This window comes from Pseudomonas sp. DCB_AW (genome assembly GCF_026240895.1).
Taxonomy (GTDB): domain Bacteria; phylum Pseudomonadota; class Gammaproteobacteria; order Pseudomonadales; family Pseudomonadaceae; genus Aquipseudomonas; species Aquipseudomonas kermanshahensis.
Window position 1 is genome coordinate 298035 of sequence record NZ_JAPFCE010000001.1, and the last position, 25848, is coordinate 323882.

At 61.1% G+C, this 25848-nt stretch carries 25 protein-coding genes; 1 reads left to right on the top strand and 24 read right to left on the bottom strand.

The annotated features are described in order from the left end of the window. The first annotated feature begins 171 nt into the window (after window positions 1-171). Window positions 172-813, top strand: coding sequence for a hypothetical protein (locus OO306_RS01395; RefSeq protein ID WP_027591997.1), 642 nt, complete (start codon window positions 172-174; stop codon window positions 811-813). A gap of 134 nt (window positions 814-947) precedes the next feature. Here OO306_RS01395 and OO306_RS01400 read toward each other — a convergent pair whose 3' ends face one another. The 24 genes from OO306_RS01400 to OO306_RS01515 form a co-directional block, all read right to left on the bottom strand. Continuing rightward, entirely contained in the window at window positions 948-2474 is a 1527-nt protein-coding gene (locus tag OO306_RS01400; RefSeq protein ID WP_265967501.1) for a SulP family inorganic anion transporter, read from the bottom strand. 198 nt (window positions 2475-2672) lie between these two features. Then, window positions 2673-3392, bottom strand: a complete 720-nt coding sequence (locus tag OO306_RS01405; RefSeq protein WP_099428002.1) for a carbonic anhydrase — start codon at window positions 3390-3392, stop codon at window positions 2673-2675. 392 nt (window positions 3393-3784) lie between these two features. Further along, a complete protein-coding gene (gene traF, locus OO306_RS01410) occupies window positions 3785-4324 on the bottom strand; it encodes a conjugative transfer signal peptidase TraF (RefSeq protein WP_265967460.1) in 540 nt (179 codons plus the stop codon). Further along, on the bottom strand, window positions 4321-6144 hold the full coding sequence (locus OO306_RS01415) for a type IV secretory system conjugative DNA transfer family protein (RefSeq protein ID WP_265967461.1): 1824 nt from the start codon (window positions 6142-6144) through the stop codon (window positions 4321-4323). Before OO306_RS01415 ends, traF begins: the two co-directional genes overlap by 4 nt. Window positions 6145-6189: 45 nt before the next feature. After that, window positions 6190-6729 carry an IncP plasmid survival protein KfrC family protein gene (locus OO306_RS01420; RefSeq protein WP_265967462.1) on the bottom strand — a complete coding sequence of 180 codons (540 nt, stop codon included), beginning with the start codon at window positions 6727-6729 and terminating at the stop codon, window positions 6190-6192. 11 nt (window positions 6730-6740) lie between these two features. Further along, a complete protein-coding gene (locus OO306_RS01425; RefSeq protein ID WP_265967463.1) occupies window positions 6741-7451 on the bottom strand; it encodes a TraX family protein in 711 nt (236 codons plus the stop codon). A 5-nt stretch (window positions 7452-7456) separates the two neighbouring features. Then, window positions 7457-9151, bottom strand: coding sequence for a DUF2235 domain-containing protein (locus tag OO306_RS01430; protein ID WP_265967464.1), 1695 nt, complete (start codon window positions 9149-9151; stop codon window positions 7457-7459). Window positions 9152-9211: 60 nt separating this feature from the next. Beyond that, entirely contained in the window at window positions 9212-9808 is a 597-nt protein-coding gene (locus OO306_RS01435; RefSeq protein WP_265967465.1) for a hypothetical protein, read from the bottom strand. Between the two features lie 111 nt (window positions 9809-9919). Beyond that, window positions 9920-10564, bottom strand: coding sequence for a hypothetical protein (locus OO306_RS01440; protein WP_265967466.1), 645 nt, complete (start codon window positions 10562-10564; stop codon window positions 9920-9922). 77 nt (window positions 10565-10641) lie between these two features. Continuing rightward, window positions 10642-11247, bottom strand: a complete 606-nt coding sequence (locus OO306_RS01445; protein WP_265967467.1) for a muramidase — start codon at window positions 11245-11247, stop codon at window positions 10642-10644. A gap of 11 nt (window positions 11248-11258) precedes the next feature. Next, window positions 11259-11561 (bottom strand): TrbM/KikA/MpfK family conjugal transfer protein, encoded by a 303-nt coding sequence (locus tag OO306_RS01450; protein WP_252826327.1) that lies wholly within the window; start codon window positions 11559-11561, stop codon window positions 11259-11261. Between the two features lie 13 nt (window positions 11562-11574). Then, entirely contained in the window at window positions 11575-13293 is a 1719-nt protein-coding gene (gene trbL / locus OO306_RS01455; RefSeq protein ID WP_265967502.1) for a P-type conjugative transfer protein TrbL, read from the bottom strand. A 45-nt stretch (window positions 13294-13338) separates the two neighbouring features. Beyond that, entirely contained in the window at window positions 13339-13584 is a 246-nt protein-coding gene (gene trbK / locus OO306_RS01460; protein ID WP_033702502.1) for an entry exclusion lipoprotein TrbK, read from the bottom strand. A gap of 11 nt (window positions 13585-13595) precedes the next feature. Further along, window positions 13596-14396 (bottom strand): P-type conjugative transfer protein TrbJ, encoded by an 801-nt coding sequence (trbJ, locus tag OO306_RS01465; RefSeq protein WP_265967468.1) that lies wholly within the window; start codon window positions 14394-14396, stop codon window positions 13596-13598. A 22-nt stretch (window positions 14397-14418) separates the two neighbouring features. After that, window positions 14419-15738, bottom strand: coding sequence for a TrbI/VirB10 family protein (locus OO306_RS01470; RefSeq protein WP_265967469.1), 1320 nt, complete (start codon window positions 15736-15738; stop codon window positions 14419-14421). A 72-nt stretch (window positions 15739-15810) separates the two neighbouring features. Continuing rightward, entirely contained in the window at window positions 15811-16254 is a 444-nt protein-coding gene (locus OO306_RS01475) for a conjugal transfer protein TrbH (RefSeq protein WP_265967470.1), read from the bottom strand. 2 nt (window positions 16255-16256) lie between these two features. Then, window positions 16257-17147: a P-type conjugative transfer protein TrbG gene (gene trbG, locus OO306_RS01480; protein WP_033702498.1), complete on the bottom strand. Its 891-nt coding sequence runs from the start codon at window positions 17145-17147 to the stop codon at window positions 16257-16259. Between the two features lie 10 nt (window positions 17148-17157). Continuing rightward, on the bottom strand, window positions 17158-17907 hold the full coding sequence (locus OO306_RS01485; RefSeq protein WP_099452532.1) for a conjugal transfer protein TrbF: 750 nt from the start codon (window positions 17905-17907) through the stop codon (window positions 17158-17160). Then, window positions 17904-20462 (bottom strand): VirB4 family type IV secretion/conjugal transfer ATPase, encoded by a 2559-nt coding sequence (locus tag OO306_RS01490; RefSeq protein WP_099452531.1) that lies wholly within the window; start codon window positions 20460-20462, stop codon window positions 17904-17906. Before OO306_RS01490 ends, OO306_RS01485 begins: the two co-directional genes overlap by 4 nt. Next, on the bottom strand, window positions 20459-20770 hold the full coding sequence (locus OO306_RS01495; protein WP_099452530.1) for a conjugal transfer protein TrbD: 312 nt from the start codon (window positions 20768-20770) through the stop codon (window positions 20459-20461). The genes OO306_RS01490 and OO306_RS01495 overlap by 4 nt, the downstream gene beginning before the upstream one ends. Window positions 20771-20773: 3 nt before the next feature. Beyond that, complete coding sequence (locus OO306_RS01500; protein ID WP_099452529.1) at window positions 20774-21169, bottom strand: TrbC/VirB2 family protein; 396 nt, start codon at window positions 21167-21169, stop codon at window positions 20774-20776. A 14-nt stretch (window positions 21170-21183) separates the two neighbouring features. Next, the gene (gene trbB / locus OO306_RS01505) at window positions 21184-22134 is read right to left on the bottom strand and encodes a P-type conjugative transfer ATPase TrbB (RefSeq protein ID WP_308445328.1); all 951 of its coding nucleotides are present in this window, start codon (window positions 22132-22134) and stop codon (window positions 21184-21186) included. A gap of 569 nt (window positions 22135-22703) precedes the next feature. Then, window positions 22704-23762 (bottom strand): PA0069 family radical SAM protein, encoded by a 1059-nt coding sequence (locus OO306_RS01510; protein ID WP_265967471.1) that lies wholly within the window; start codon window positions 23760-23762, stop codon window positions 22704-22706. 65 nt (window positions 23763-23827) lie between these two features. Next, window positions 23828-25822 carry a M3 family metallopeptidase gene (locus tag OO306_RS01515; RefSeq protein ID WP_265967472.1) on the bottom strand — a complete coding sequence of 665 codons (1995 nt, stop codon included), beginning with the start codon at window positions 25820-25822 and terminating at the stop codon, window positions 23828-23830. Between the last annotated feature and the right edge of the window lie 26 nt (window positions 25823-25848).

The following is a 25848-nucleotide window of genomic DNA, read 5'->3' on the forward strand; positions in this document are numbered from 1 at the left end:
GCGCAATGCCCTGAAAACCGCGCGCTTGATAGGATATGGCGCAATAGTGGCATACCGATATGCCAGAGCAAGCACACGTTTGCGCGGTTTATAACAAATACGTCTTAGGTATTCTGTATACCGAGCTAATTTAGTGTCTTCCGTTTGACACGTAATGTCCCTGGAGTTGTCATGAACATCGCTGCTGTACGCGAGCAGATTAGCCAAGCCCATCAACACGAACTTGAAACCGGCCAACTGAAAGAACGTCTAGAGCTACAACTGCCGCACTTGCACCCCTCGATCCAGCTACCTGAGCAGGACGCCCAGGGTAGCTTGGCGCGTTTCGTCAGCGCCTACATCGACCAGGTTCCAGAGCTGCTGGAGGCTGCCCACGAGGTAGCCCGTGAAGCGGGGATCGAGTCGCAGATCAAACCGGTACTGAAAATTGCCGAAGCTTATTTCCAGCAGCCGCCCACGGTGATGCAAGGGCATGTCGGGCTGGATTGCCTGCTGGACGAGGCCTACCTGGCGCATCGCCTGGTGGAGGAGGTCAACGACCTGTACATCCGCCACTTCAAGCAGCCGTTGATTCCGTTCGACACCACGATGGCCAACCTGATTGCCCATCAACTGATCGGCGAGACCTTCGCCAACCAGCTCGATGAAGTGGTGCATCATTCGGTCGACGAGATGCTCAATGACGAGAGCTTTGCGGTGGAATCGGTGGAGGCTTATCGCGAGAAGCTGAGCAGCCCGGAAACCGGCAACGCCTGGAAGCGTTGGCCGTGCCTGTCGCGTCAGCTGGGTGTTGAGCTGGGCCAGCCTGCCTGATACTCCTGTCCCGGCCTCTTCGCGGGGCAAGCCCGCTCCCACAGGTAGGGTGCTGTTCTCAGGGACAGCACCCTACCTGTGGGAGCGGGCTTGCCCCGCGAAGAGGCCAGATCAGTCAACACAACAGCTAAATACTAAGCCCCAACCCCAGCCGTCGTCCGCAGCCGCCCCTCGATGCGCCGCTTCAAGCGCCGCTGCTCGATCAACAAGCGCGACCCATTGGCTGCATTGCTCCGGCCCCAGTCCTCAAGCAGTTCCAGGCACGAGTGGTCGATATAGCTGAGGTTGCCCAACGGCACATGCAAGGTGGTCCCCGCCGGCACCGTGTCCAGCACCTGGGTCAACGCCGGCACCTTGAGGAAGGTCGCAGCGCCACTCAGGCGCAGTTCCATGTGCCCAGGCTTGCCCAGGCTCACCAGGTTGATTTTCAACCGCGCCGCCTTGAAGGCCAGCTTGAGCAAGGTCAAGGCAAAGCCCAGCAGTACACCGGTCAGCAGGTCGGTGAAAATGATCGCCAGGGCCGTCGCCGCATAGGTGAACATCGGCATGCGGCCATACCGGCCCAACCCACGAAACGCCTTGAAGTCCACCAGCTTGATGCCGGTAAACACCAGCACACCCGCCAAGCTCGCCACCGGGATCTGCTGCAGCACACTGCTCAACACCACGACAAACGCCAACAGCCACAAGCCATGGAAAATCGCCGAGGCTCGGGTCTGCGCGCCGGCCTGGACATTCGCCGAGCTGCGCACGATCACCCCGGTCATTGGCAGGGCGCCGAGCACACCGCACAGCATGTTGCCGATGCCCTGGGCGGACAGTTCGCGGTCGAAGTCCGAGCGCTGGCCGCTGTGCATACGGTCCACCGCGGCAGCCGACAACAGGGTTTCGGCACTGGCAATGAACGCCAGGGCGAATGCCGCCACCAGCAGGGTCGGGTCGGCCAGGTTCATCAGGTCATCCAGGCGGATCCAGTCGATGGCCTCGGAAAGGTCTGCCGGCACCTGCACCCGGTTCACCGGCAGCGCCAGCCACAGGCTGATGGCGGTCATCGCTGCTACGCCCAGCAAGGCACCGGGCACGAACCGCAGCTGTTGCGGCCGCAAGCGCTCCCAGCCCCACATGATGGCGATGGTACCCAGCCCAAGTGCACCGGCTTGCCAGCCGGCCTCTGCGCTTTCCAACGGCAGGGCTGCGGCCAGGGTTGCCGGAAACGCCAGCAGGTTCTGCATGCCCGAAGGCTGCGGCGCCGTGTCGAACATCACATGCACCTGCGACAGCACGATCAGCACACCAATACCCGCCAGCATGCCGTACACCACGGCCGGTGCCGTGACGCGGAACCAGCAGCCCAGGCGCAAGCGCCCCGCCAGCAATTGCAACAGCCCGGCCAGCAGCAGGATCGGCCCGAGCATGGCCACGCCGTGCTGGCGCACCAACTCGAACACCAGCACCGCCAAGCCGGCGGCAGGGCCACTGACCTGCAGCGGCGAGCCCGCCAGGAAGCCCACCACGACGCCACCGATAATGCCGGTGATCAGGCCCTTGGCAGGCGGCATCCCCGAGGCGATGGCGATGCCCATGCACAAGGGCAGGGCGACCAGAAATACCACCACCGACGCCAACAACTCTCGCGGCAAGGCCGCTTTCAACTGTGTCATGTTCACCGTGTTTCTCCATTTATCTGTTGCACGGCCATTCCTCTGGCCGTGAGCACGTTGGCCCCTGAAAAACGCGCAGGCGCGGGCCGCCAGCGAGCATGCCGGCAAGGCAATCAGGGAATTCAAGGCAGCCGAAGGCCGCGCCACACCCCTACAGGGTGCAGCCGGCTATCAAGGTTCTAGCGGTGGAAGGGTCGCTTAGTAGCGGCCTCTCGGGGTAGCGCAGGGGACCGGCTCGCCCGCAGCCAGGGGCAGGAAGCTGTCGCTGGCAGCGTCATAGGCTTCGATCTTGCTGGTCTCGATGTCGTAGACCCAACCGTGGATATACAACTCACCCGCCGCCAGGCGCGAGGCGACCGAGGGGTGAGTGCGCAGGTGATGCAGCTGGGCGATGACGTTTTCTTTGGTCAGCACCTGCATGGTCTCGTGCTCGCTGCCGCAGGAGCAGTTGTTCTCAACCACGGTGCGTGCCACTTCGGCATGGCGCAGCCAGGCGGAAACCGTCGGCATCTTGGTCAGCGATTGCGGGTTGAGTACGGCACGCATCGCGCCGCAGTCCGAGTGGCCGCAGACGATGATGTGGTGTACACCCAGGGCCAGTACCGCGTATTCGATGGCGCTGGAGACGCCGCCGTTCATCTGACCATACGGGGGCACCACGTTGCCGACGTTACGGGTCACGAACAGGTCGCCTGGCGAGCTTTGGGTAATCAGCTCGGGGACGATGCGCGAGTCGGCACAGGTGATGAACATGGCGCGTGGCGTTTGCGCGGTGGCGAGCTTCTTGAACAGCTGTTGCTGCTCGGGGAAGACGTCATGGTGAAAGCGCAGAAAGCCGTCGACGATGTGCTTCAGGGCGGCATCGGCGCTCTCGGCGGGTACATCCGGAACGACCTTGGATGGGTCCTTGACGGGCATGATTCATCCTCTTGACGGTGTGAAGGTAAGTCCATTTTACCGGTGAAAGATTCAGGCTATGCAGGGATTTAGATGACGCGCACAGGCCACAGATCACAGTCTTCGTTGACTGATTGCCTACGCTAGCGGGGAAAACTTAACTGAAACTTAATTCGGAGGCTCTAGAACAGGCGTTCCAGATAGGTAAGGCGGGATTTGAATAATAGCAAAAAAACATCAATTGCCTAGTACCATTACTGTAATTATTCACTTGGATTAGTGGTACTAGGGTTACCTGTAGGAGCAGCCTTGTGCTGCGAAGAGGCCGCTAGCCGCACCAAACATCGATTGCAGGCTACCGGCCTCTTCGCAGCGCAAGGCTGCTCCTACAACGGCTCGATCGAGCGGCTGGGTTACAACGGCGTTTTTCGCCACACCAGCCAAGGTTCGACCACTTCGCCCAATTGCCCTTGCGGCACGGCCCCGAAATAACGGCCATCGAACGACAAGCGGCTGTACTCGGAGAGCATCAGCACCTCGTCGCTGCCCAGGCGGAAGTGCGCCAACGGTGGCTGCGGCATGGGGCGGCCACTGGGGTCTTGGTGCAACGGCTGGCTACGCACCTGCAGTTCACCGTTGATGCTGACACCCTCTGGCACGATGAGCACATCGTCACCCGGCACCCCGACCAGGCGCTTGATCATATGCATGTAGCCGCCGGGGCAGGGGCCGCTGATCAAGTAGCCGCGCTCTTGGGCCAACTGGAAGACCTCGGTCTGCGGCGGGCAAAACATCACCAGGTCGCCTTTTTCCGGTGCCTTGTCGACCACCCAGTAAATGCCCGGCGGAAAACTGCTGGTGACGTTAAGCCGCGCGCCGCCCCACAGCACCAGCGGCACTGCGCAAAACGCCAGAATGGCCACGACAGCGGCCACGCTCAACGGCCGTTTCATGCCGGCAACTCGATGGTGCGGTCGCTTTCACGCGGTGCCGGCACCTTGGCGCGGGCCAGGAATACCGGGTCCTGGAAGTACAGCGGTTGCTTGCCATAAAACGCCGGGTAGCCTGCGCAATACACCACCATGTCGCCGGCTTCCTGGATATTGCCCTGGCCATCCTTGCGTGGGCCTGGCATGCGCAGGGCCTCGTCGGTGGTCAGCAGCGGTCGCTGCACTTCCTGAATGGTGCGCGACACCTGGCCCAGCAATGCGCTGGAACGTCGCCCACTGGTGGTGACCTGCTCTTTGACGATGGTGGTCTGCCCGGTGAGCTTGGACAGGTGCTCCGCCGTTTCCACCCGGTTTGGCGGGTAGGCGTTCTGGATGTGGCAGTTGGAGGTGATGCTCTCGTTCTGCCCGTAGAACTCCTGCAACTGCGACAAATCTTGGATGATCAGGTAGCACTTGATGCCATAACCGGCCACGAAGGCCAGCGACTCCTGCATGATGTCGAGCTTGCCCAGGCTCGGGAACTCGTCGAGCATCATCAGCAGCCGGTGCTTGTAGTGCGCCTTGGGCCGGCCGTCCTCGAAGTCCATCTTGTCGGCCAGCAGGCGCACGATCATGTTCACCAGGATGCGCACCAAGGGGCGCAAGCGCGCCTTGTCGTTGGGCTGGGTGATGATGAACAGGCTGACCGGGTCGTCGTGGTTCATCAGGTCGCGGATCTTGAACTCCGAGCGGCTCACGTTGCGCGCCACGATCGGGTCGCGGAACAGCGACAGGTACGATTTGGCGGTCGACAGCACCGAGCCGGCCTCTTCGGCCGGCCGGTCGAGCATGTCGCGTGCAGCAGACCCCACCAGCGGGTGGTTTTCGCCATCGAGGTGGCCGTAGTGGGTCATTTCCGCCCACAGCTCGCTGATTGGCCGCGACGGGTCGGCGAGCATGGCGTCCAGCGCCGGCAGGCTGGCGACACCACCCTCGTCCTGCGAGCGGTAGCACAGGTGCAGGATGCAACCCACCAGCATCGCCTGGGAGGTCTTCTGCCAGTGGTCGTTGAGGCCCTTGCCGTCCGGGTCGACGATCAGCGTGGCCAGGTTCTGCACATCGCCCACTTCAAACTCGGTGCCCAGGCGGATTTCTTCCAGCGGGTTCCAGCCCACGCAGCCATTGGCGGTGGCCGGCTCGAAACGCAATACCCGGTTGCCGGCATGCTGCTGACGCCAGCCAGCGGTGAGCGCCCAGAGTTCGCCCTTGAGGTCGGTGATCACCGCGCTGTGCTTCCACGACAGCAACGTCGGGATCACCAGGCCAACGCCCTTGCCGCTGCGCGTCGGGGCGAAGGTGAGGATGTGCTCCGGGCCGTTGTGGCGCAGGTAATGCAGCTTGTTGCGCTTGTCCAGCCAGGCGCCTACGTACACGCCATCATCAGCCAACAGGCCGGCGCTCTCGATATCCTTGCGCTCGCCCCAACGCGCAGAGCCATGAAGGAACTGATTGGCCTTGGAGCTGTTGCTGCTGATCATGCGGATCACGACCATCGCCATCATGCCGACGCCGCTGACCAGAACCCCCAGGGACCCGGCGCGCAGCAAGGTGTCCTGGTACTGATCGGACCAGTTGGCGGCCCACACCAGAATCATCCATGGGGCGTAGACGCCATTCAGGTTGGCCCCCAACGCCGCATGGTTATTGAACAGGTAGGCGAAGTACTGGGTGGCAGTAGCCAGGCCGGCCAGCAGGCAGAAAATGGCCAGGATGGCCTGCCACGTGTTGCCGCCACTGCGCTGGCCGCCGCGGATCTGCGGGCCCACAGCGTTGTTATGTTTCATGGGTTCGCTCCGTGAACGAAAGGATGGGATAGGGAAGGTGCTGGTTCATGGCGAGGTTGTGCGCGAACGCCCGATGTCCTGGGCCTGGGTACGCCGCTGCGCCTCAGTAAGCGTCCGCTCGGCCTGACGCTGCAAGCTCCATTGCTCGACCAGCTCTGGCTGTTCGGCGCGCAGTTGGCGCACCGCCAACTCCTCGATGCGTGGGGTGTACAGGCCCATGCCGTGGTGCAGCTCCTGCACCCGCTCCAGGCGGCCTTGCAGTTGCTGCAGCCGCGCCTGGCAACGCTGATTGCCCTGCTCCCAGGCGGCGCGGGTGGAGGGCAGGGCCAGCCAGCTCGGGCGCGAGGCCTGGTTCTGCTGCAATTGCGCCTGTTGGCGGTCCAGCATGGCCTCCAGGCGCTGCTCGAGGGCCTCGGCCTGCTCGGCCTTCTGCTCGACGCACTCGCCAAGTGCCTGGTTGTAGCGTGCTTGCACTGGGCTGGCGTCCAGCAGCGCGGTCTGCTCGGCGGCCAGCGCCTGAGCCTGCGCCTCCAATGCCTGCCCGGCATCGTCGAGCGGCGGCTTGGGCGGTTTAGGCTCGTTCATGGGCATCTGCTTCATATCAGGAAGAGGTATCCGGCCTTGGCCATCGGGATGCGAATCAGCCACAGCGCCACCAGGTGCAGCGGGTAATAGGCGTAGAACAGCCAGCGCCAGCGCGGCAGGTCAGGCCTGACCCAGCGGGCGGCCAGCAGCACCGGCAACGCGGCCAGCGCCCAGGCATTGCCGTTGATCGGCGTTAACGCCGCAAGCGCAAGCACGGCCCCCACGGCAGCCAGCAGGTTCGGCCGCCGCACGTACCAACCCACGCAAAGCCCCAACAGCACGGCCGGCCACCAGAACTCGACCCAGGCACCGCCCACGACCACCACCAGTAACGCCAGCCCCCAGAACAGCGGCCGCCCTTGCGCAGCACGGTCGCAGGCCTCGGTCGCCAGGGTAATCACCAGCAAGGTGAAGAGGATGTTCAGCGGGTAGCCGCCGTACAGCAGCCCCCCAAGGGCAATGAACGGCGGCGTCGCCAACACCCCGAACAGAAACAGGCGCAGCGCAGTGCGCCGGTAAGCACCGTTTTCCACTGTTCCAGGCCGCGCCAGGTTGTACGCCAGCACGACCACGAACAGCGGCATCGCCAAGCGCCCTGCCTCGAACAGGTAAGGCAGGGTCTCGTTGAACAGGTACTTGTTCACGTGGTCGCCGGTCATCAGCAACAGCGCCAGCCACTTCAGCGCTTCTACCGTACCGTCGGCGAGTTGCAGGCGCGGCATCGAAATCACCGACGCATGGCCTGGGAAAGCCCTGTATCGAGCTCCAGCTTCGGCGCCACATCACGGGCCAGGTCGCCGATGCCTTTCTCGTGGACGATCGCCGTGCTCTTGCCTACCTGGAAGTTGCGGCTCGGGTCGACGTCACGGCGGTCATGAATGACGAATTGATCCGTCTGGCCGACCTTCTGCAGGATGTGGTGCTCGTCCATGTCGACGACCATCCCGCTGACCGCCTTGCGCCCGCTCTCTGAAGCTTCGCCGATACTGGCTGAGGGGTTCAGGCCGCGGGCTTTGTCTTCCATCGACTTGAATGAGTCACTGCGTTGCTGGGCTTGGGGGTCGACCTGCGGGCCCGCCGTTATCCCTTGTGGAACCGGTACGGCTTGCAGCTTCAGGCCCTCGATGTAGTCCGTGCTGGGCCGCGAAGCCTTGAGCTCGCCGGATAGTGTCGCAACCTGTTCCTGCGAAGCGGCATTCAATTGTGCACGTGCCTGCTTCAAGCTATCCAGGGTCTCGGACTTCGCGTGCGTGCGCTCTTCCAAGCCCAAGAACTGCGCCGACGCCGATAGCGCCTGACGCCCGATATCCGCAATCTTGCCGCCCACACCCTCAAATCCGCGCACCAGTGCACTGCGGCTAAGGCTGTCATCATTCTCGAAGATGACACCCCGACCATTGGTCTCGTGATCGAAGGGGCGTGCCTGGCGATCAAAGGGGTTGAACGTGCCGCGTTCCATCGCGAAGGGCGTGTTGTTTACAGCCTGGTACGAACCGTCCTCGCCACGACTGAACGCTTTGTTACCTTCCTTCAGACGCGAATCGATCAGGGCTTCCTGGACCTTTTCGGGGCTCTTGACCACGTCGTTGTACTGCTCGATGCGCTGCACGTCTTCCTGCTGCATCGGCTTCATCTCGATGCCAGCGGACTGCAGGCGGTCGTGCATCACTGCCAGCGGCCCTGCTGCCAGCACGTCGTCTTGATAGCCGCCGCCGACTTGCGAGTGCGCGCCAGCGAATTTCAGCTCTTCGATACGCGAGTTGTCGTCATTGCGCAACGCACTGGTCAGGCGGAACGTATCGCGGTATTCGTTCATCGCGACCAGGTGAGTGGTCGAGTCGACGTTCTTGCCGATTTCCAGGTTCTTGCCCAAATGGGTATCGGACTTCGCGTTGCCATACGAGGCGACGGTGTCAAAGATGCCCAGTTTATTCACATGGGCCTCGCCGGGGGGGATCAGGAAATCGCCAGTGGGTTGCCCCTGACCATCCAGCTTTGGCACACCGCGCTCGATGAACTCGTTGGCCAATGCACGGGACTGCGCCGCGCCACGGCTGAAACCGACGATGTTGACGTCGACTTTTTCGTCCGGGTACTTGTTATGAAAGGCCACGATAGCGTCGTAGGCCTGATCGATACGCTCCTGGCCACCCAGCCCGGTACCGCCCTCGAGCAAGGAACGCCCCGTGGTGTTGGCTTGGCTGCCAACGCCATCGAAGTAGATTTTTTCCGATTGCCCGGAGCGCTCATTGGCATCGTACTGCTGGGGAGGCTGCCCAGAGTTACGGGCCAGGTTGGTGCCCTGGGCCGTATCCAGTTCATATAGGCGAGCGACGTTGGTCTGCTTGCCTTCAGGTACATCCAGGTCTTTGTTGTTACCGGTGCCATCGAAGTACACCGTAAAGCGCTTAGCATCGCTCATGCCATATCCCTATGGATAATCCCCCCCTTGGGCGGGATCACCTCTCCAAACCAATTCGTATCAGGAACCCTGCTTGTTCAGCGACACGATCAAATCGTGCACACCATCACCGGCGCCATCAATGAAGCTGCCCAGAAACGCGTCACTCTTGTGCAGCAATGGAGAGCCCTTCAGCGAGTCACCTGCAGCCCGAATGGCCAGCGAGCCAAAGGTTTCGCCCATGGCAGATACACTTTGGGCGCGGGCAGCAGGGTCGTCGTAGGGTTTCTTGAACCAAGTTGCAATCTGGTATTCGACGTTTTGCGACTGGAACGCACGGTTCAGATGGTCGGCCAGGGCAAAGAGCGTTTCTTTGGCCAGCGTAGGATCGACATCATTGGCTTTCAGTACGCCCTCGACCCGCTTGCACGCCGCCTCGATCAAATCCTCGTGGGTATAGCCCGGCATGGGAGGAAACACACCTTCAGGCAGTTTCATGCCAGGGGTGTAAGGTTGGTACTGGCCTTGATTGTCTTGCATGGAAAGCTCCTTGGTTTGAACTGCAGAAGAGGTGGCAGGCAGGAGCACACAGGCTCCCAGCACGAGAGGGACGAGCGCGCTTAGGCGAAGTCGCATCAATAAGCCCTCATGACTGCGTGGTTTGGTCGTTTCAATCAATCTCTCCTTGCACCCGCCATACGACGGTTCCTTGTTTCAATTCAAAGCTACTGATGATGGGTTCACCAAGGCATCATCCTGCTCATGTCCCTAGTTGGCGAGACGTCGCTTTCAGGCGCTCGGCTTGTTCAATGTCACGATCAGATCGTGGACACCATCACCGGCGCTTCGGGTGTAGCGTTCGAAGAATGCTTCGCCCTTGTTCAAGAGTGGGGACCCTCGCAGCGACTGCCCGGCAGCACGGATCGCCAAAGCACCAAAGCTCTCGCCCATGGCGGCAACACTCTTGGTGCGGTCAGTGGGATTGTCGTAAGGCTTCTGGTACCAGGTCGAAATCTGATACTCGACGTTCTGCGCCTCCAGTGCCTCATTGAGGTGTTTGGCCAGCGCGAAGAGCGATTCCCTGATCAGGGTGGGGTCTATTCCCTCAGCCTTCAGCACCGCTTCTGCGGGTAGGGCAGCAGCGCCAATCAAGTCCTCATGGGTATAACCCTTCATCGGCGGGAACACGCCTTCGGGCAGTTTCATGCCTGGGGTGTAGGGCTGGTACTGGCCTTGATTGCCTTGCATGGAAAGCTCCTTGGCTTGAACTTCAGAAGAGGTCGCAGGCAGGAGCATGCAGGCTCCCAGCACGAGGGGTACGAGCGCGACAAGGCGCAGCCGCGGCCAGAGGCGGCTGGGGCGGATGGGGCGGATGGGGCGGCGCGATGCCTTGTCGGTAACGGCGGTGCCCATACCGAGAGTGGGTAGGGTCAATCTTTCTCTCCTTGCATCCGCCTCGCGGCGGGTCCCTGTATCGTTTCGAGATGCGGCTACTGTGACCAGCGAATCCATCATTTGCTCCCCATCACCAGCCCCCGGGGCACATAGGCTGACGTGCCCGCGGGTTGCGGCATGACCGGCTGCTGCACGACAGCCGCCTTCACCGCCTGCGCGGTGTCGACCACTGCCACGGACGCCTCGGCCGGTGCGCCGGAGAATACCGCGCTCTGCGCCACCTGCTGCGTGGCAAAGCGGGCATCCAGCCAATCGGCCCAGTAGACGGCGCGGCGCATGATCTGCTGGCGGTAGCGCGCATTGATGGCGGGGGTGCGCGAGTGGTAATTCGCCACCCGCGTCCACAAGTCGCCGCGGTCATTGCGCACGTGGCCACGGATGCGCCAGGCGGCCAACTCGTAGGAGTAGCAGCCGCCTTGCTCGACATCCTCAGGGGTGATGCCGTATCGCGAGAGCTCGCGCAGGTAGGCGGTGTTGAACTGCATGGGGCCCACGTCGTAGGTGCCATTGTGGTTGCGCACCCACTGGCCAGGCTTGCCACCTTCCTGGCCGGACACGGCCAGGACGATGTTCACCGGCAGCTCGTATTTGACCGCCGCCATGATCGAGCAGGCGATGGGTTCGCTCAGGGCCGGGGGCGGAACGTCAGCGACGAATGGCATCGTGGCGCGCCTCAGATGACCTTGCCGAACTTGTTGTTGATCGACTTGGTTGCCTTCGGGTCAGCGGTCTCGCATTGGTCGAGGAAGGACTGGCGGGCGTCCGAGGTCTGGCTCAGTTTGATCTTGCCATGCTTCTTCTTGACGATGCTGAAGTAGTCATTGACCGGGTCACTGCAGTTATCGACCACACCCGCCCCCTTCAGCTTGCCCCACATGCACAGGACAGTGGCGCAAGGGTCATCGGCCTGGGCGGGCAGGGCGACGGCGAAACTAGCGGCCAGCACGGCGGCTGGAAGCGTTTTTGCAAAGTTCATGAGCACTCCTTGTTCAAGTCCTGTCCTGTTTGCTCTCGCTGAAGTTCTTCACTTCGGCATCCGGTTCGAAGTCACGGCTGGACGACCGGGTGTCCAAGTTTGAACGCCGGGTGGAACCGGGTTCGGAAATTTCCATGGCAACCCGCCCGGCGAGGGAATTGTCGATGCGTGACTGCGCCGCACGCCCCATCCCCGACATGAGGTTGGCGCCCATTTGCAGGGCTATGCGACCTGCGGTGCCTGCCCTGCTGGAGGGTGAGTTGCCAGCCCCTTCGGCATTACCACCTTTGGCACCCGTGCCACCCTGCGAACCCGAACTGCCGCTGGTTGAGCCACCGCCACTGGCTGAGGTCTCGGCAGACCCCGTCTCACCACCACCTCCTGCAGAGGCACCTGAGGCACCCGCTGCACCGGATGACCCGCTGGATGAGTCAGATTGAGCGCCGCTGGGCGCTGCACCCGCAGACTCACCGCCAGAAGATGACTCAGACGAACCGCCCCCCGAAGAGGATTCGCCTCCAGCAGAAGAGGCTGCCTGCGCACCACCTCCAGATGCCGAGGATGCGGCGGACGCGGCGGATGCAAAGCCCATGGCCGAGCCGAGCGCGCTGGGGCCACCAGCGCTGCCGCCGCCGGAGCTTGCTCCGCCAGCGCTTGAAGGACCACCCAACATGCCCCCCATGCGCGAGGCGATGTCGGAGCCTGCGGCAACACTCGATTGCGCCCCTTTGAAGGCGGATTGCAAGGCTTGCGCAGCGCCCATCATGTTCGCGCCGCCCGTCATCATCGCCGAAGCGCCCTTACTCATCATTGACGCTGCGGTGGTTGCGGCACCTACAACCGCACCGGCCCCAAAGTTGCCGATACCGGTGGATGCACTGCCTGCGCCGCCCACGAGGGCTGCAATCATGGGTGGGATCTTGTTCACCAAAAACAGCAGCAAGACCGAAACCACCAACATCACGGCAAGTTCCTGCACAGCAACTTCATCACTGATTCGGGCGACAAAGGTTTGAATAAAATCCTTGCCGATCGCAATCAGCAACACCATGGCGAACAATTGTGCGCCGACACCCAGCACAGCACGGTAGTAGTTCAGCGCCATGTCGGATGTCCAGCGGGAGCCGCCGAACCCCAGAAAGAAAACGCCGGCATAGAGGAGGAACCAGCTCGATGCAAGCAATACCAAGAGGTTGATGCTCACGATCGCCAACACCAGCAATATACCGATGGCCATGAATTCCATGGTCAGCTGACGGCCCAACTCACGCCACGTCAATTGATCAGCCGCCTGGATGGTCCTGTCATATAGCTCGAAGCCAAGGTCCACAATGGTGGAGGGCTTCAGATCTGTCGTGCCGAGATTTCCCGCGGAAGCGCCAAGCTGGCTCAATGAACGAACGATGGTATCGGCGATACTCATCCCCTGCATTGCATTTTTCAGCAGCCACCAGTAAAAGCCGAAAACCACCATGAAGCGGATGAGCTCGGAGAAAAACTCTGCAATATCTGCCTTTCGCATCAGCAGCATGCCGAACGTCCAGACCATCGATATGGTAGCCAGGGCTAGAAACAGCCGTTCGGCAGCCGCTTGGATAGTCGGCAGCCACTTCTCCGTCGCCTTGTGGAACCGGAGGAGCACCTCATTCATGATGCCTGAGCTTTCCAATTGCTGATCCGCCGCGTAGACGAGCGTCGGCGTTGCAATAACAACTGCAACCAGCAGTACCATCAAGAGTGATCTCCGACGCGCCCAAATCATCAACCTGACCCCGTCTTAAAATTGGTCTTCTGGACTTTTCTTAAATTTCCACTCGGTCATCTTGCGTGCCTTGAGGAAGCTTTTGCAGTTCGTGATGAACTCATTACGATTCGCCTCTTTGGAGAGGCTATCCAGGTGTTCTTCATACAGCGGTGCAGTGCAATTTTCTTTGGTAGGCTCAGGCACTTTTTCTTCTGAGCAACCCGCCAGGGCTGCCATTACAGATAGCGCCAGGGCCAGCTTGGTAGTCGTGAACTTCATCATTGATATCCTTAGAAATTGTCTACAGGGCTTTTCTTGAACTGCCACGTTGTCAGCTTTTTGGCCTGGGCTTCACCGCGGGCTTTTTCATCCAGTTCTGCCGCCGCTCGGTTGGCTTCCGCCGCCTGTTGAGCAAGCATCAGCGTGCGCAACTGCAACAGTTGGTTGGATTGCTGACTGGCCAATTGGTTGGCGTACTGAATCGCCTTCACCTGGCCATCCGCCGTGGTCGCAGCTTGCTGCAGGCTCTCCAACTGCCTGGCATCAGCCTGCAAGTTTTCTTGCTGCTGCTGGATACTTTTGAACAAGGCGTCATTCGCCGTTTTCTGCGATTCGGACACCATCTCTTCATGCCGGACCAACTCCGCACGGTCCTCGTCTGTGCAACCGCCACCACCGAAGCATGGGGAGCTCTTGTAATAGTTGGTGTCCTGGAACTTTTTCAAATATGCATCCAGGCTTCCCGCCTGATGCGTGTAGTAATTGAGCATGTCCTGAGTTTCCATCAACTTGTTGATGGTGGCATTGGCCTTGTCCCAGATATAAGCCGCCGGCGCCGCCGTGTTTTGCACCATGTTCTCGTACTGTTCGAGCTGTTTCTGATACTGCAAGCCCTGGCGCGCGTACTGTTCGACCTGTTTCTCGTATTCCATCAGCTGCTTGGCGGTCTGTTTCACGCTCTCCACAACCGCCAGCTTGCCGAGGGCAACGTTTGCTCCATCAATCACGGGGATACCCGCGTGCGCGGGGAAGGTAACTGCAAGACCGGCCAACAGCGCAATGGTGGGTTTCAACAAGGTCGGGTATTTCATGTTGCTCTCCTTGGCAAATTGCTCAGTAGTCGAAAGACTTGTAGGGCTTCGAGAACGTCAGATCCTTGGTAACCATTACGTTGAAGCGATAGCCCGGACGGATTTCGAGGGTTGGCGCAATGTTCAGGTTCTTTCTGATCATTTGTACTGTCACCTGGCCCAACTGCTGGCCCAGCGCTTCGCTCATGGCGCTACTGGCAGTCTCCCGGTCACTTTCGTTGCTGCTGGCGCGGTCTTGGCTAAGGCTGACACCGGCAACGATCCCTGACATCAACAACGCCGAGCCGAAGATACGGACATAGTGATTGTTGACCTGGTCGTTAAAGCCGGAGTAACCGCCGCTGTCGCTACCGGGCATCGAACCGATGTCCATTGCCTTGCCATCAGGAAAGACAATGCGCTGCCAGGCCACCAGTACGCGCGACTGACCATAACCCACGTCGCTGGAGTAAGAGCCGATCAGCCGCGATCCTTGGGGCAGCAGCAAATGCTTACCCGTGGCAGTGTCGTAAACGCCTTGGGCGATTTGAGCAATGATCTGGCCAGGCAGCTCCGAGTTGATGCCGGAAATCATGACAGCGGGTATCACATAGCCGGCACGCAGCTCGTAGGGGCTACGCGGTTTTTCCATCGCCGCGTCCAAATGCCAGCGGTCGTCTTCACCAGACTTGCCGAACTGGTGGTAATCCTTGCCAGAGTTACTGGCCGCTTTAATCAGGAAAGGCGAATCACCCTGCCCACCGCCATACATGCCATCTCCACCGCCCGTACCGATCGCTCGTATTTCAGCCAGGCGCGCCTTGTAGGCCTCGGTTGGGTCGCTGCGCGACGTCTCCTGCAGACTTTGACGGGCCGCTGCGATGCGAGCCAGGGCATCCTCCCTGCTCACCGGGCCACCACTCACGCTTGACCCAGCGCTGCGCGGTGCATCGACCTGCACGGTACTGCGCGCCCGCACCGCTTCCTGAAACTGCTGCCGCTTGATTTGACGGATGCGATCAAGCTCTTCGGAATTTGCACTGGGCGGCAGCTCGCGCGGAGGCAGCGGTGGCGCATCAATGTTACTCGGGCGCACGACCTGCAGAGCGGCAGGTTGCACTGCTGGCGTATCATCCAGTTTCGGCACGACCGGTGGCTGCGCTTTGCTGGGGATGATGCCGTCCTGGTCCATCCCGTTGATCTGCTGGGCAAACATGCTGCTGTTGCCGGCCTTTTCCGCCGTCTTTTTCTCCGGCTTGTCCTGCTCCTCGGCGCGATCAGACGCGACCAGCAGCATGATCAGCAGGAACACCATGGCGGCGCCGCCGATGAGGTACATCGGCCAGTTGTTGACCCGGCGCACACCGCTCTTGCGGTTCAGCTTGCCAGGCGATGCATCGGGAGACATGACATCGTTGCTGCTACTCATCGTTCGTCACTCCTTGCGCACCCAGGCCCCGGCAGGCAGCACGCGGCCGCTCTGTACCGCATAGACGCGGCTCAAGGACTCGCGCCCGACCAACAAGGTCACGCGTAACAGCTCGCTATCCTTGGGCGTATCGAGGACATAATTGACCGTAAGCGGCACTGCCGTGCCGGCCGGGGCTGGCGCAGGCTGAGCTTCGGGGTTGAATTCCTGCACCGAGAAGCCCGATGCGCGCAGTGCGGTTACCAAAGATGCGCCGTAGCCGTCAGAGGTTTTCTGGTTGACCCGCAGGCGCGTGCTGGCCGGCGGATGCACCACCGCCAATTGGCGAGCAGTGGCACTGGCCAACTGCTGGTTGATCGCTGGCGTGGCGCGTTCGGCAAAATTGCCATAGGGGCCGTTGGCGCAGGCCGCAAGCAAGAGGCAGGCAAAAGGTGCGATCCATGCTCGCATCGTTATTTACCCCTCTGGATGGTGACGCGGTCTTGCGACTTGCCGACGCCGGCAATCAGGATCGCCTTGTCGAAAACGGTGTCGACGATGTAGCGGTCGCCCTGAACGCGGTAGTTGACCATCACAGTCTCGTCATCCTTGAACCAGCCACCTTCCTTGCGAATTACCAGCAGCGTCGGCGCTTCAGTCTGGCCCATGGTGCGCGGCATCTGGATGATGGTCTTGCTGCCGTCGTTGTACACACGCACTGGCTTCCACGAGGTGTCACCGTTGACGCTGTAGTCGAAGTTCAGGTTGCCCAGGTATTCGCCGGTCTCCGGAATGGTCGCCTTACGGCGCTCGGTCACTTCGCGATTCTTGATCAGGTTCCATTTCGCCAGCGCTTCCTCCGGGTAGGTGAAGGCGACTTGCGGCATGTACTCGGTACGGTGCGAACGCAGTTTGAAGTGATAGGTGCGGCGGTTTGTGGTGACCACCAACGAGGTTTCCAGGCCCACATCCATCGGCTTGATGATCAGGTGCTGGACTTCGTTCTCGCCCACGCCGGTGATAGCCGGCTCGACCGTCCAGCGCGCGGTGTCGCCGAGGTTGATCGAGTTGACCTGTTCACCCGCCTGCAAGGCGATGTCGCAGACCTGCAGCACGGCGCAGACAATGCTCGGTTGCTGGGCACCGAAAATGAAGCGGGCGGTGCCATCGCCGCCATCCACCGGTTTGATGCCGGTGGCACTGGCCTGCTGCCAGCGCTGGGAAATCGACAGCGCTGCCTTTTCCTGAGGGGTCAGGGTCGGGTTGGCATCGGAGAAATACAGATCGGCCTGGCTGGTTCCTGGCGCGGCCTGCGCGAAGACGGGCAAGGCTGCCGCGAGCATGGCGCAAAGGTAACGGTTCATGGTCGGTCCTTCAGAGTTGCTTGGCCCAGGAGAAGTCGCGCACGTAGGTCCCGATCGGGTTCATCCTTACTTGCTCTTCGCTGGTCTGAGTAGTGGGTTCGGCGGAGTAGGTGGTCACCAGCGCGCGCCAGTTGGCCTTGCTTTTGACCAAGCCCTGGCGGTCGCGGCTGACTTCTTCCCAGTCCACCTGCCAGGTCTCCGGGGTCTGCTGCATCACCGAGCGGATATCGACGTTCACGGTCTCTTCGGCGGCGCGTACGAACGGGCTCGATTCCTTGCTGCCGTTGAGCCACTCGTTCATCTTTTGCGTTGCCGGATCGTTAGGCCCCAGCAGGGCATAGATGCGGAAGATCGACTTGCGCAGCAGCGCAACGTCCGGGGTGACGGTGCGCGCATCGGTAATGAAAGACGCCACCTGCGACTTCATCACCCGCAGGTCCACCGGCGCTGCCGCCTGTGCGGGGGCGATGGCCATAGGCTGGCCAAGCTTGTCTACTTCCACCACGTAGGGCACGAACTTCGACTGGCTGCCGATGTGGATGATGCCGCCGACTCCAGCGAGGGCGACCATCATCGAGAGGATGCCCACCACCTGCCAGGACTGGCGCGAGGTCACCAGGCTGCCGACGTGGTCGTTCCAGGTACGGCGGGCAGTAAGGTAAGGGTTGTCGAGGACGGCGCCCTGAGGCGCCTCCGTTTTGACGGTGGCATTGGCGGGACGCTTGAAAACCAGTCCCTTGATGCTGTCAGCAAGGCTCATGCAGCAACTCCATAATCATTCAATCTCAGGCCTTTGGCAGCCAGCCATTCAGCCACCCAGGCATTGCCATACTTGGCTTCCAGACGCTTGATGGCAGCCACGGACTCTTTGTCGGAGGAGCCGACAAAGGCCAGGGCCAGCGGCCCAAGGGCGAGGTCGTAAAGGCGTCGGCCGTTTTCCGACACGTAGTAGTACTGGCGCTTGGGCACAGCCGTGGCGAGGATCTCGATCTGCCGGGCGTTCAAGCCCATGCGGCGATAAAGGGCAGCGGTGTCCTCGTCGCGGGCATAGACGTTTGGCAGGAAGATCTTGGTGGCGGTGGACTCGACGATGACGTCGAGAATCCCCGAGTTCGCCGCGTCCGACAGGCTCTGCGTGGCCATCAGCACCAGGCAGTTGGCCTTACGCAGTACTTTCAGCCATTCGCGGATCTTCTCGCGGAAGGCCGGGTGGCCGAGCATCAGCCACGCTTCGTCGAGGATGATCACCGCCGGCTGGCCTTTGAGCGCGCACTCGATGCGGCGGAACAGGTACAGCAGCACCGGCAGGGCGTACTTGTCACCCAGGTTCATCAGCTCTTCGATCTCGAACACGGTGAAATCGGACAGCGACAGGCCGTCTTCCTCGGCATCGAGCAGGTGGCCCATGGTGCCGTCAACGGTGTACTGGCGCAGGGTTTCGCGGACCGATTCGTCCTGCACGATGATGCAGAACTCGGACAACGTGCGAGAGCCGTCGCGGTACATGGTCATCACCGCATGGCCAATCTCGTTGCGCTGGGCCGCAGTGGTTTCCAGGCCATTGAGCGCCAGCACGGTGTCCAGCCACTCCATCGCCCAGGCGCGATCGCCTTTGGTCTCGAGGAACTGCAACGGGCAGAAGGCAAGGCGCTCGTCGTCAGCCGCCACCGTAAAGTGGCGCCCGGAGCGGCCATTGCTCTCGGCGCGAATACCAGCCGCCAGCGGGTACATCGACATGCCCTTGTCGAACGCGAAAATCGACATGCCCTTGTAACGACGCAACTGGGCTGCGATCAGCGCCAGGTGCGTCGACTTGCCCGCACCGGTTGGCCCAAACATGAAGGTATGGCCCAGGTCACGCACGTGCAGGTTGAGGCGGAATGGCGTCGCGCCACTGGTCACACAGTGCATCAGCGCTGGCGACAGCGGTGGGTAGAGCGGGCAGGGCGCCTCGGCGCTGCCGGTCCAGATGCTGCTGGTGGGCAGCAGGTCGGCCAGGTTCAAGGTGTTGATCAACGGGCGACGCACGTTCTCTACGCCGTGCCCTGGCAGGCTACCCAAGTAGGCATCGAGGGTGTTGATGGTCTCGATACGTGCGGCAAAGCCCAGTCGCTCGATGGCCTTTTCGACACTGCGCGCAGACTCTTCTAGGCTTGCGCGGTCTTCGCCCATGAGGACCACCACGCTGGTGTAGTAACCCTGTGCGACCAGGCCGCTGTTCACCTCGGCGATCGCATCGGCGGCGTCCTGCACCATCGACAGCGCATCCTGGTCGATGTTGCTGTTGTTGGTGTTGAACACCTGGTCAAAGAAGCCGCGGACTTTCTGCTTCCACTTCTTGCGGTACTTTTCCAGGTGCTGCACCGCTTCATGGGTGTCCATGAAGATGAAACGGCTGGACCAACGGTACTCGCACGGCAGCTCGGCCAGCGCGGCGAGGATGCCTGGCGCCGACTCCAGCGGGAAACCTTCGATGGCGACCACCTGGACGAAGTTGCGACCGATCTTCGGGACCACACCACCCCACAGTTCCTTGCCACCGATGACGGCATCCAGGTACATCGGGTTGCTCGGCAGCAACACCGGCTGGCTTACGCCGGTGACGCAGAACTGCACCCAGCTGAGCAAATCATCATGGGTAATCTGCGCACCTTCCTCGGTCACCAGACGGCTGCCCTTCAGACGGGTCAGCTTTAGCACCGAGGCCAGGCTGCCTTCAACGCTTACGCAGTCTCGCTTGAATTGCTCGATCAGGTTACGGGTGCGAGCCTTGGCATCCGGCGGCGCAGTATCGTCATCGAACATCAGTTCAACGAATTTCTGCTGAGCCAGCATCGGCGGGAAGAAAGTGAGGGACAGCACGAAGTACCCTTCGTACATGGTCCCCAGCGATTCAAAGTACGCGCGGCGCTCTTCGTCCATGGCCTCGGTGAGGCTGTCGGCGAAATGGGATACGCCTTTGGCCGAGTAGTTCGACGCCGGGCGGCGTACCGCATCGACGTGAATCATCCAGCCATTGCCCAGACCCGCCAGCGCCTGGTTGATCCGCAGCGAAACCAGCTCGCGCTGCGCTTCGGTGCTGCTGGCGTTGTCGTCACCTCGGTAAAGCCAGGCGGCCATGAAGGCGCCGTTCTTACCCACGATCACACCATCGTCGACCATCGCCGCATGGTTTAGCAGATCGGCAAGGCCGGCATCCTTCGTGCGATGCTTCTTCAACTTGAGCTCCGCATCCACCTGCAGCAGACGCTGGATCAGCATGATGACCAGCAAAGCACCGAGGGCTGCGATGGCATACGCAATACCTTCGATCATTTGTATTGACTTCCCTGACTTGGAGGATTGTCCCTGAACGGTGTGCTACGCGCCGGGTAATACGATTTGTAACGCCGGTGACGAAGATAGACGTGGCGCATTTTCGGGTCTGATTTGGCCATGATTCGAAACACGAACAGCGAGCCGAACCACAGCGTCAGGCCCACCAAGGTTGCCCGCAGCTCTTGGGCGCTGAAGATCAACGCGAACGCGAGCAACCCGGAGAACATCACCAGCTCGCGATCCCCGCCCATGAACAGGTTGTCCCGGTTGCCGGCCCTTCGGATGGGAATCGTGCGCAGTGCCATGGTTCAGACCTGACCTTGTACCGGGCCGAACTGCGGTAGCAGCTGAGCCAGCTCGGCGGTGGTGCCGAAGAATTGCTGCATGATGTTGTTGGCACCCACGATCAGCGCCATTACCAGCACCAGGAAAATCAGGGTACGGAAGAAGCCGTTGAGGTCGCCGCCGAAGATCAGCACACCGCCCGCGACCACGATGCCGATAATCGACAGTGCAAAGGCGACTGGGCCGGTAACCGATTTACGCAGGGAGTCCAGCCAGCTTTCGTACGGCAAGGTGCCGGCACCACTGGTAGCCGCAAAGGCATTGTCCGGCGCAACCATCACCGCTAGCAGCAGGAAGCTGAGGGCCAGAAAGCCAAACGTTTGGGCATTGAAACGGAACAGCGAAGTGTTGGCGTGCATGTGCAGTGTTTTCCTTAAAGATTGCGCATGGTGTAGCGGCCGTTGTCGTACCCGGAAACCTCGAGGATTTCCTGAATGCGGCGGCCTTCTGGGGTTCTGGCGATGGAGATGACGACGTGAACCGCTTCGCCAATTAGCGGTTCGATTTCGGCCGGGGCCGATTTATTGCGGGAAACCAGGGATTTGAGGCGGGTCAGCCCCTCGCTGGCGCTGTTGGCGTGCAACGTCGCCGCGCCGCCAGGGTGGCCGGTGTTCCAGGCATCGATCAGGTCGAGCGCTTCTTCACCGCGCACCTCGCCCACCAGGATGCGATCCGGGCGCATGCGCAGGGAGGTCTTGAGCAAGTGGGTCATGCTCACATCGACGGTGGTGTGGTACTGCACGAAGTTCTTGGCCGCGCACTGGATCTCGCCGGTGTCTTCGATGATGAAGACCCGCTCGCTGGGGAACTCCACGACCATTTCGTTGATGACGGCGTTGACCAGGGTGGTCTTGCCGGTACCGGTACCGCCGATGACCAGGATGTTGCGGTGATCGCGGATGGCGCGCTTGATGGCGTCGCACTGGATCGGGGTCATGATCCCCGATTCGACATATTGGTCCAGGGTGTAGATGGCCACCGCCTTCTTGCGGATGGCAAAGGTGGCCGCACGCACCACGGGCGGCAGTTGGCCGGCGAAGCGCGAACCGTCCAGCGGCCACTCGCCCTCGAGCAACGGCTTGCTGCGGGTCACTTCCTTGCCGTGGAAGCCGGCCACGGTCTTGATGATGGACTCGGCCTGGGCCGGGCGCAGGTCGCCGATGTGCCTCATCGGCTTGCCCAACTGCTCCAGCCAGAGTTTGCCGTCGCCATTGCACATCAGCTCAACGGTCTGCGGATCGTTGAGTGCATCGATGATGAGGGGGCCGGCATCGCGCTCCAGTTTCTTTTTGGCGCGCTCTTTCAGGCTGGCAGTTTCTGCGATTTCCACACTTGATCGTCCATGAAAATAGATACCACCCCAAGGTCTTGGGGAGGGCACTCCAAATGTTTTCTCGTGCAGTTCTTTGAACTAATGGCGAAGCGGAATGTCACCGCCCGCGAACTAACCTGCAATTGCAGAATTTGTTCGTGTTATGCGAGCCACTTCACAAGGGCGCGCAGGTTACCCGGCAACAATTACTAACGAAAGAGTCGATCTCTTACAGCTTTGTAAGCTTTCTCTTACACGCTTGGGACTAACGTCCCATTGACTAGTCAGACAGGAATGGCTGCAGGCACCGTAAAATCTGGGCTTAACAGAACATCTATATTAATTTGATATTTAAGTGCCACTATCTTTGCCAGTATTAAATGGCTTGAAAAATTTGACAGAGTTCACACTTGCACGCGACGTATTCTTACGTAAAACGCGGCCAGGGAAAGTTGATCCAGTATGAATATAGGCTCCGCAGGCACTTCAACTTCACCGGCTTCGCTGAAGTGTCACTGAGTGGTGGCAATTAGATGCCATATTGATATCTATGGTGCCACTTCGCCGTTATTTAGGGGCATTCAAAATAATGCCAACTGGCCACCAGGCGGGCAGAATTTCGAGCAATCGAGCGCCTGTGCTTCACGCCCCTCGAATGCCAGTTTGCGCATGGCTTTGGCGAACCGCTGCGCCAACAGCTCGGCGAAAATACCCTCGCCACGCATGCGTGCACCAAAGCGACTGTCATACAGTTCACCGCCGCGGCTCTGGCGAATCAGGCTCAACACATGGGTTGCACGCTGGGGGTAATGGTCCTGCAACCACTGCTCGAACAGCGGCGCCACTTCCAGCGGCAGGCGCAACATCATGTAGGCAGCGCTTTGCGCACCGGCCTCCTTGGCGGCCTCCAGCAAGCGCTCCAGTTCACTGTCGTTGATCATCGGTATCATCGGCGAACACAAGACCCCCACCGGCACACCCGCCTCGCGCAGCACCCGGATCGCCCGCAACCTCGCCTTGGGCGATGCCGCACGTGGCTCAAGCACCCGCTTGAGGTCGTCGTCCAGCGTCGTCAGGCTGATCATCACCCGCACCAGCCGCTGGCTGGCCATCTCGGACAACAGGTCGAGGTCACGTAGCACAAGTGACCCTTTGGTGACGATGGTCACCGGGTGGCGGAAGCGCAGCAGCACTTCAAGCAAGCGCCGGGTCAGCAGGTGGTCACGCTCGATGGGCTGGTAAGGGTCGGTGTTCGAACCCAGGTTAATCGGCGCGCAGACATAGCCCGGTTTGCTCAATTGCTGTTCGAGCACATCGGCAGCATTGGTCTTGGCGATCAGCTTGGTCTCGAAATCCAGGCCTGGGGACAGGTCCCAATACGCGTGCGAGGGGCGGGCATAGCAGTAGATACAACCATGCTCGCAACCTCGATAGGGGTTGATGGACCGGTCGAAGGGCAGGTCGGGCGAGGTGTTGCGGCTGATGACGGTCTTGGCGGTTTCGACCCGCACCTCGGTGCCTTGGGTCAGCGGTACTTCCTGGTACCAGCCGTCATCCTCCGCAACCGAATGGTTCGGGGCAAAGCGGTTGTGTGGGTTATGCGCCGTGCCACGGCCTTTTTGCGGTGCTGGAGGAATCATCATCCACCCCTATACTGTATCCATATACAGTATAGGTGGCATGCGGTTTATTCCAGCGCCTCTGGTCAGGTCAGGCCGTACCAACGTGCATAGGCGGCATGGCTGGGCAGGCGCCCGAGGAAGGCTTCGATGCCATCACGCAGGGGCTGCGAGGCACCGGGTTCGAACAGGGTCTCTTGCAGCGCGCGCCCCGTTTCGCGGTCGAGCAAGCCGTGTGCTTCGAAACGCGTGAAGAGGTCAAAGGCATGCACGTCTGCCCACAGGTAGGCGTAAAAGCCGGCATCGTAGCCAGTGACCAAGTGATCGAAGGCATGCGCGGGGTGCTCGAAATCCGCCAAAGGCCAGTAGCCGCAAAGGCCGCGGGCTTGCTGCAGGCGCTGCTCAAGCGTTCTGCCGTCATGGGGCGCGCCGTACAGGTCGAGGTCGAACAGCGCCAGGCTCAGGTCGCGGCCGATTTCCTCGATACCTTCCTGCTTGAACTGGCTCAGGTATGCCTCAGCCTGGGCCTCGCTGAGCGCACTCCCATCTTCACGCTGCGCCGCGATACCTGCCAGGTAGCGCGCATCCCACACCCAACGCTCCAGCAGCTTGCCGAACAGCTCCACGCCGTCACTGCCCAGCTCGGTGACATTGGACATAACCTGGTTGGTGGTGCGCACCAGCAAGTGGTGCAGGGCATGGCCGAATTCGTGGTACAGCTTGCGCAGCGACAGGTGATCGAGCAACGGCTCGGCACCCGCCAGTGCAGCGGGGATATCGCTGTTCACCACCACCACCGCGGGCTGGTAGATGCCTTCGGCATCGATGCGGCGGTTACGCACATAGATGGTGAACACGGCGTCGGGCTGTTTGCCGGCGTGTTGCACCGCGTCCAGGTACACCAGGCCTATGTAGGCGTGGTCCTGCCAGACCTCGAAGCTTTGCACGCTGTCGTCCCAGGCAACCAGCTGCCTGGGACGCAGGTCGAGCGCAAACAGTTGCCAGGCCAGGCCAGTCAAGGCCGTGACCACTGCACTCAACGGGAAGTAATCACGAAAGGCCTCATTGGCGCTGGCGTCGCCCGCTGTGGCCTGTAGATAGCTGATGTCCCAAGGCTGAACAGGCCCCAGGTTTTGCGCAGTCGCCTGCTGCTGAAGCTTCGTGCGCCATTGCGCCATTGCCGGCCTCACTGCCGCTGCCAGGCCCTGGAGAAAATCACCAACCTCGCTGAGCGACCCGGCGCTCTTGCTGCGCAGGCTCAGTTCGACGTGATTGGCAGCACCCAACAGGCGGGCTTTTTCGTCCAGGCATTCGGCCAGTTGCTGCAGATGGGTGCCGTTATCCTGCGCCAGATCGGTGCTGACGCCACGGGTATGAAACGCGCGGTAGAGCCGCTCACGCAAGGGGCGGTGGGCTGCCTGGCGCAGCACGGCCTCGGTGGATGCGCTTTCGCAGGCGACCAGCCAGCCTTGCTCGCCGGACTTCTCGGCGCGCACCGCCAGCTCTTCACGCAGCCTAGGTGGCAGGCCACGCAGTTCGGCTTCATCATCGACCCGCAGCCCTGGCCGGTCGAGGTTGCCTAAGAACGCTTGGCGCAGGTTGCCGGTCTGCGTCTGTAACTCGACCAGGCGCGCCTTGTCGGCTTCGCCGAGCGCAACGCCACTGCTGGCGAACTTGTCCAGGTGCCAACTCAGGGTGGTGCGCTGCTGCGCAGCCAGGTTCACGCCATGGGCACTGCTGGCCAAGCGTGCGTAGAGTGCCTGCAGGCTGACGTTGGTGAATTTTTGATCGAAGCGCGCGACCGTTCGGGCGTAGAAGCCCATAACCGCCTCGCCCCAGCTCGGCGCCTTACCCATCAGTGGCATCACGGCATAGAGCACCGCCAGCAATTGCGCATCCAGCTCATCGACTGCCAACACCAGGTCATCCCAAGTGGGCAGCGCCTGTTGCCGTTCGATGATGCGGGCGATGCCTTGTTCGTGCGCCTGCAGCATATGATCGAATGCCGCCTGCATGTTCTGCAGGGTGATCGCGGAATAATCGACGGGGGTCTTGCTGCCTTGCAGGAGGGGATTGTCCATGACGCATCGCCTTGCTCAGTGGGGGA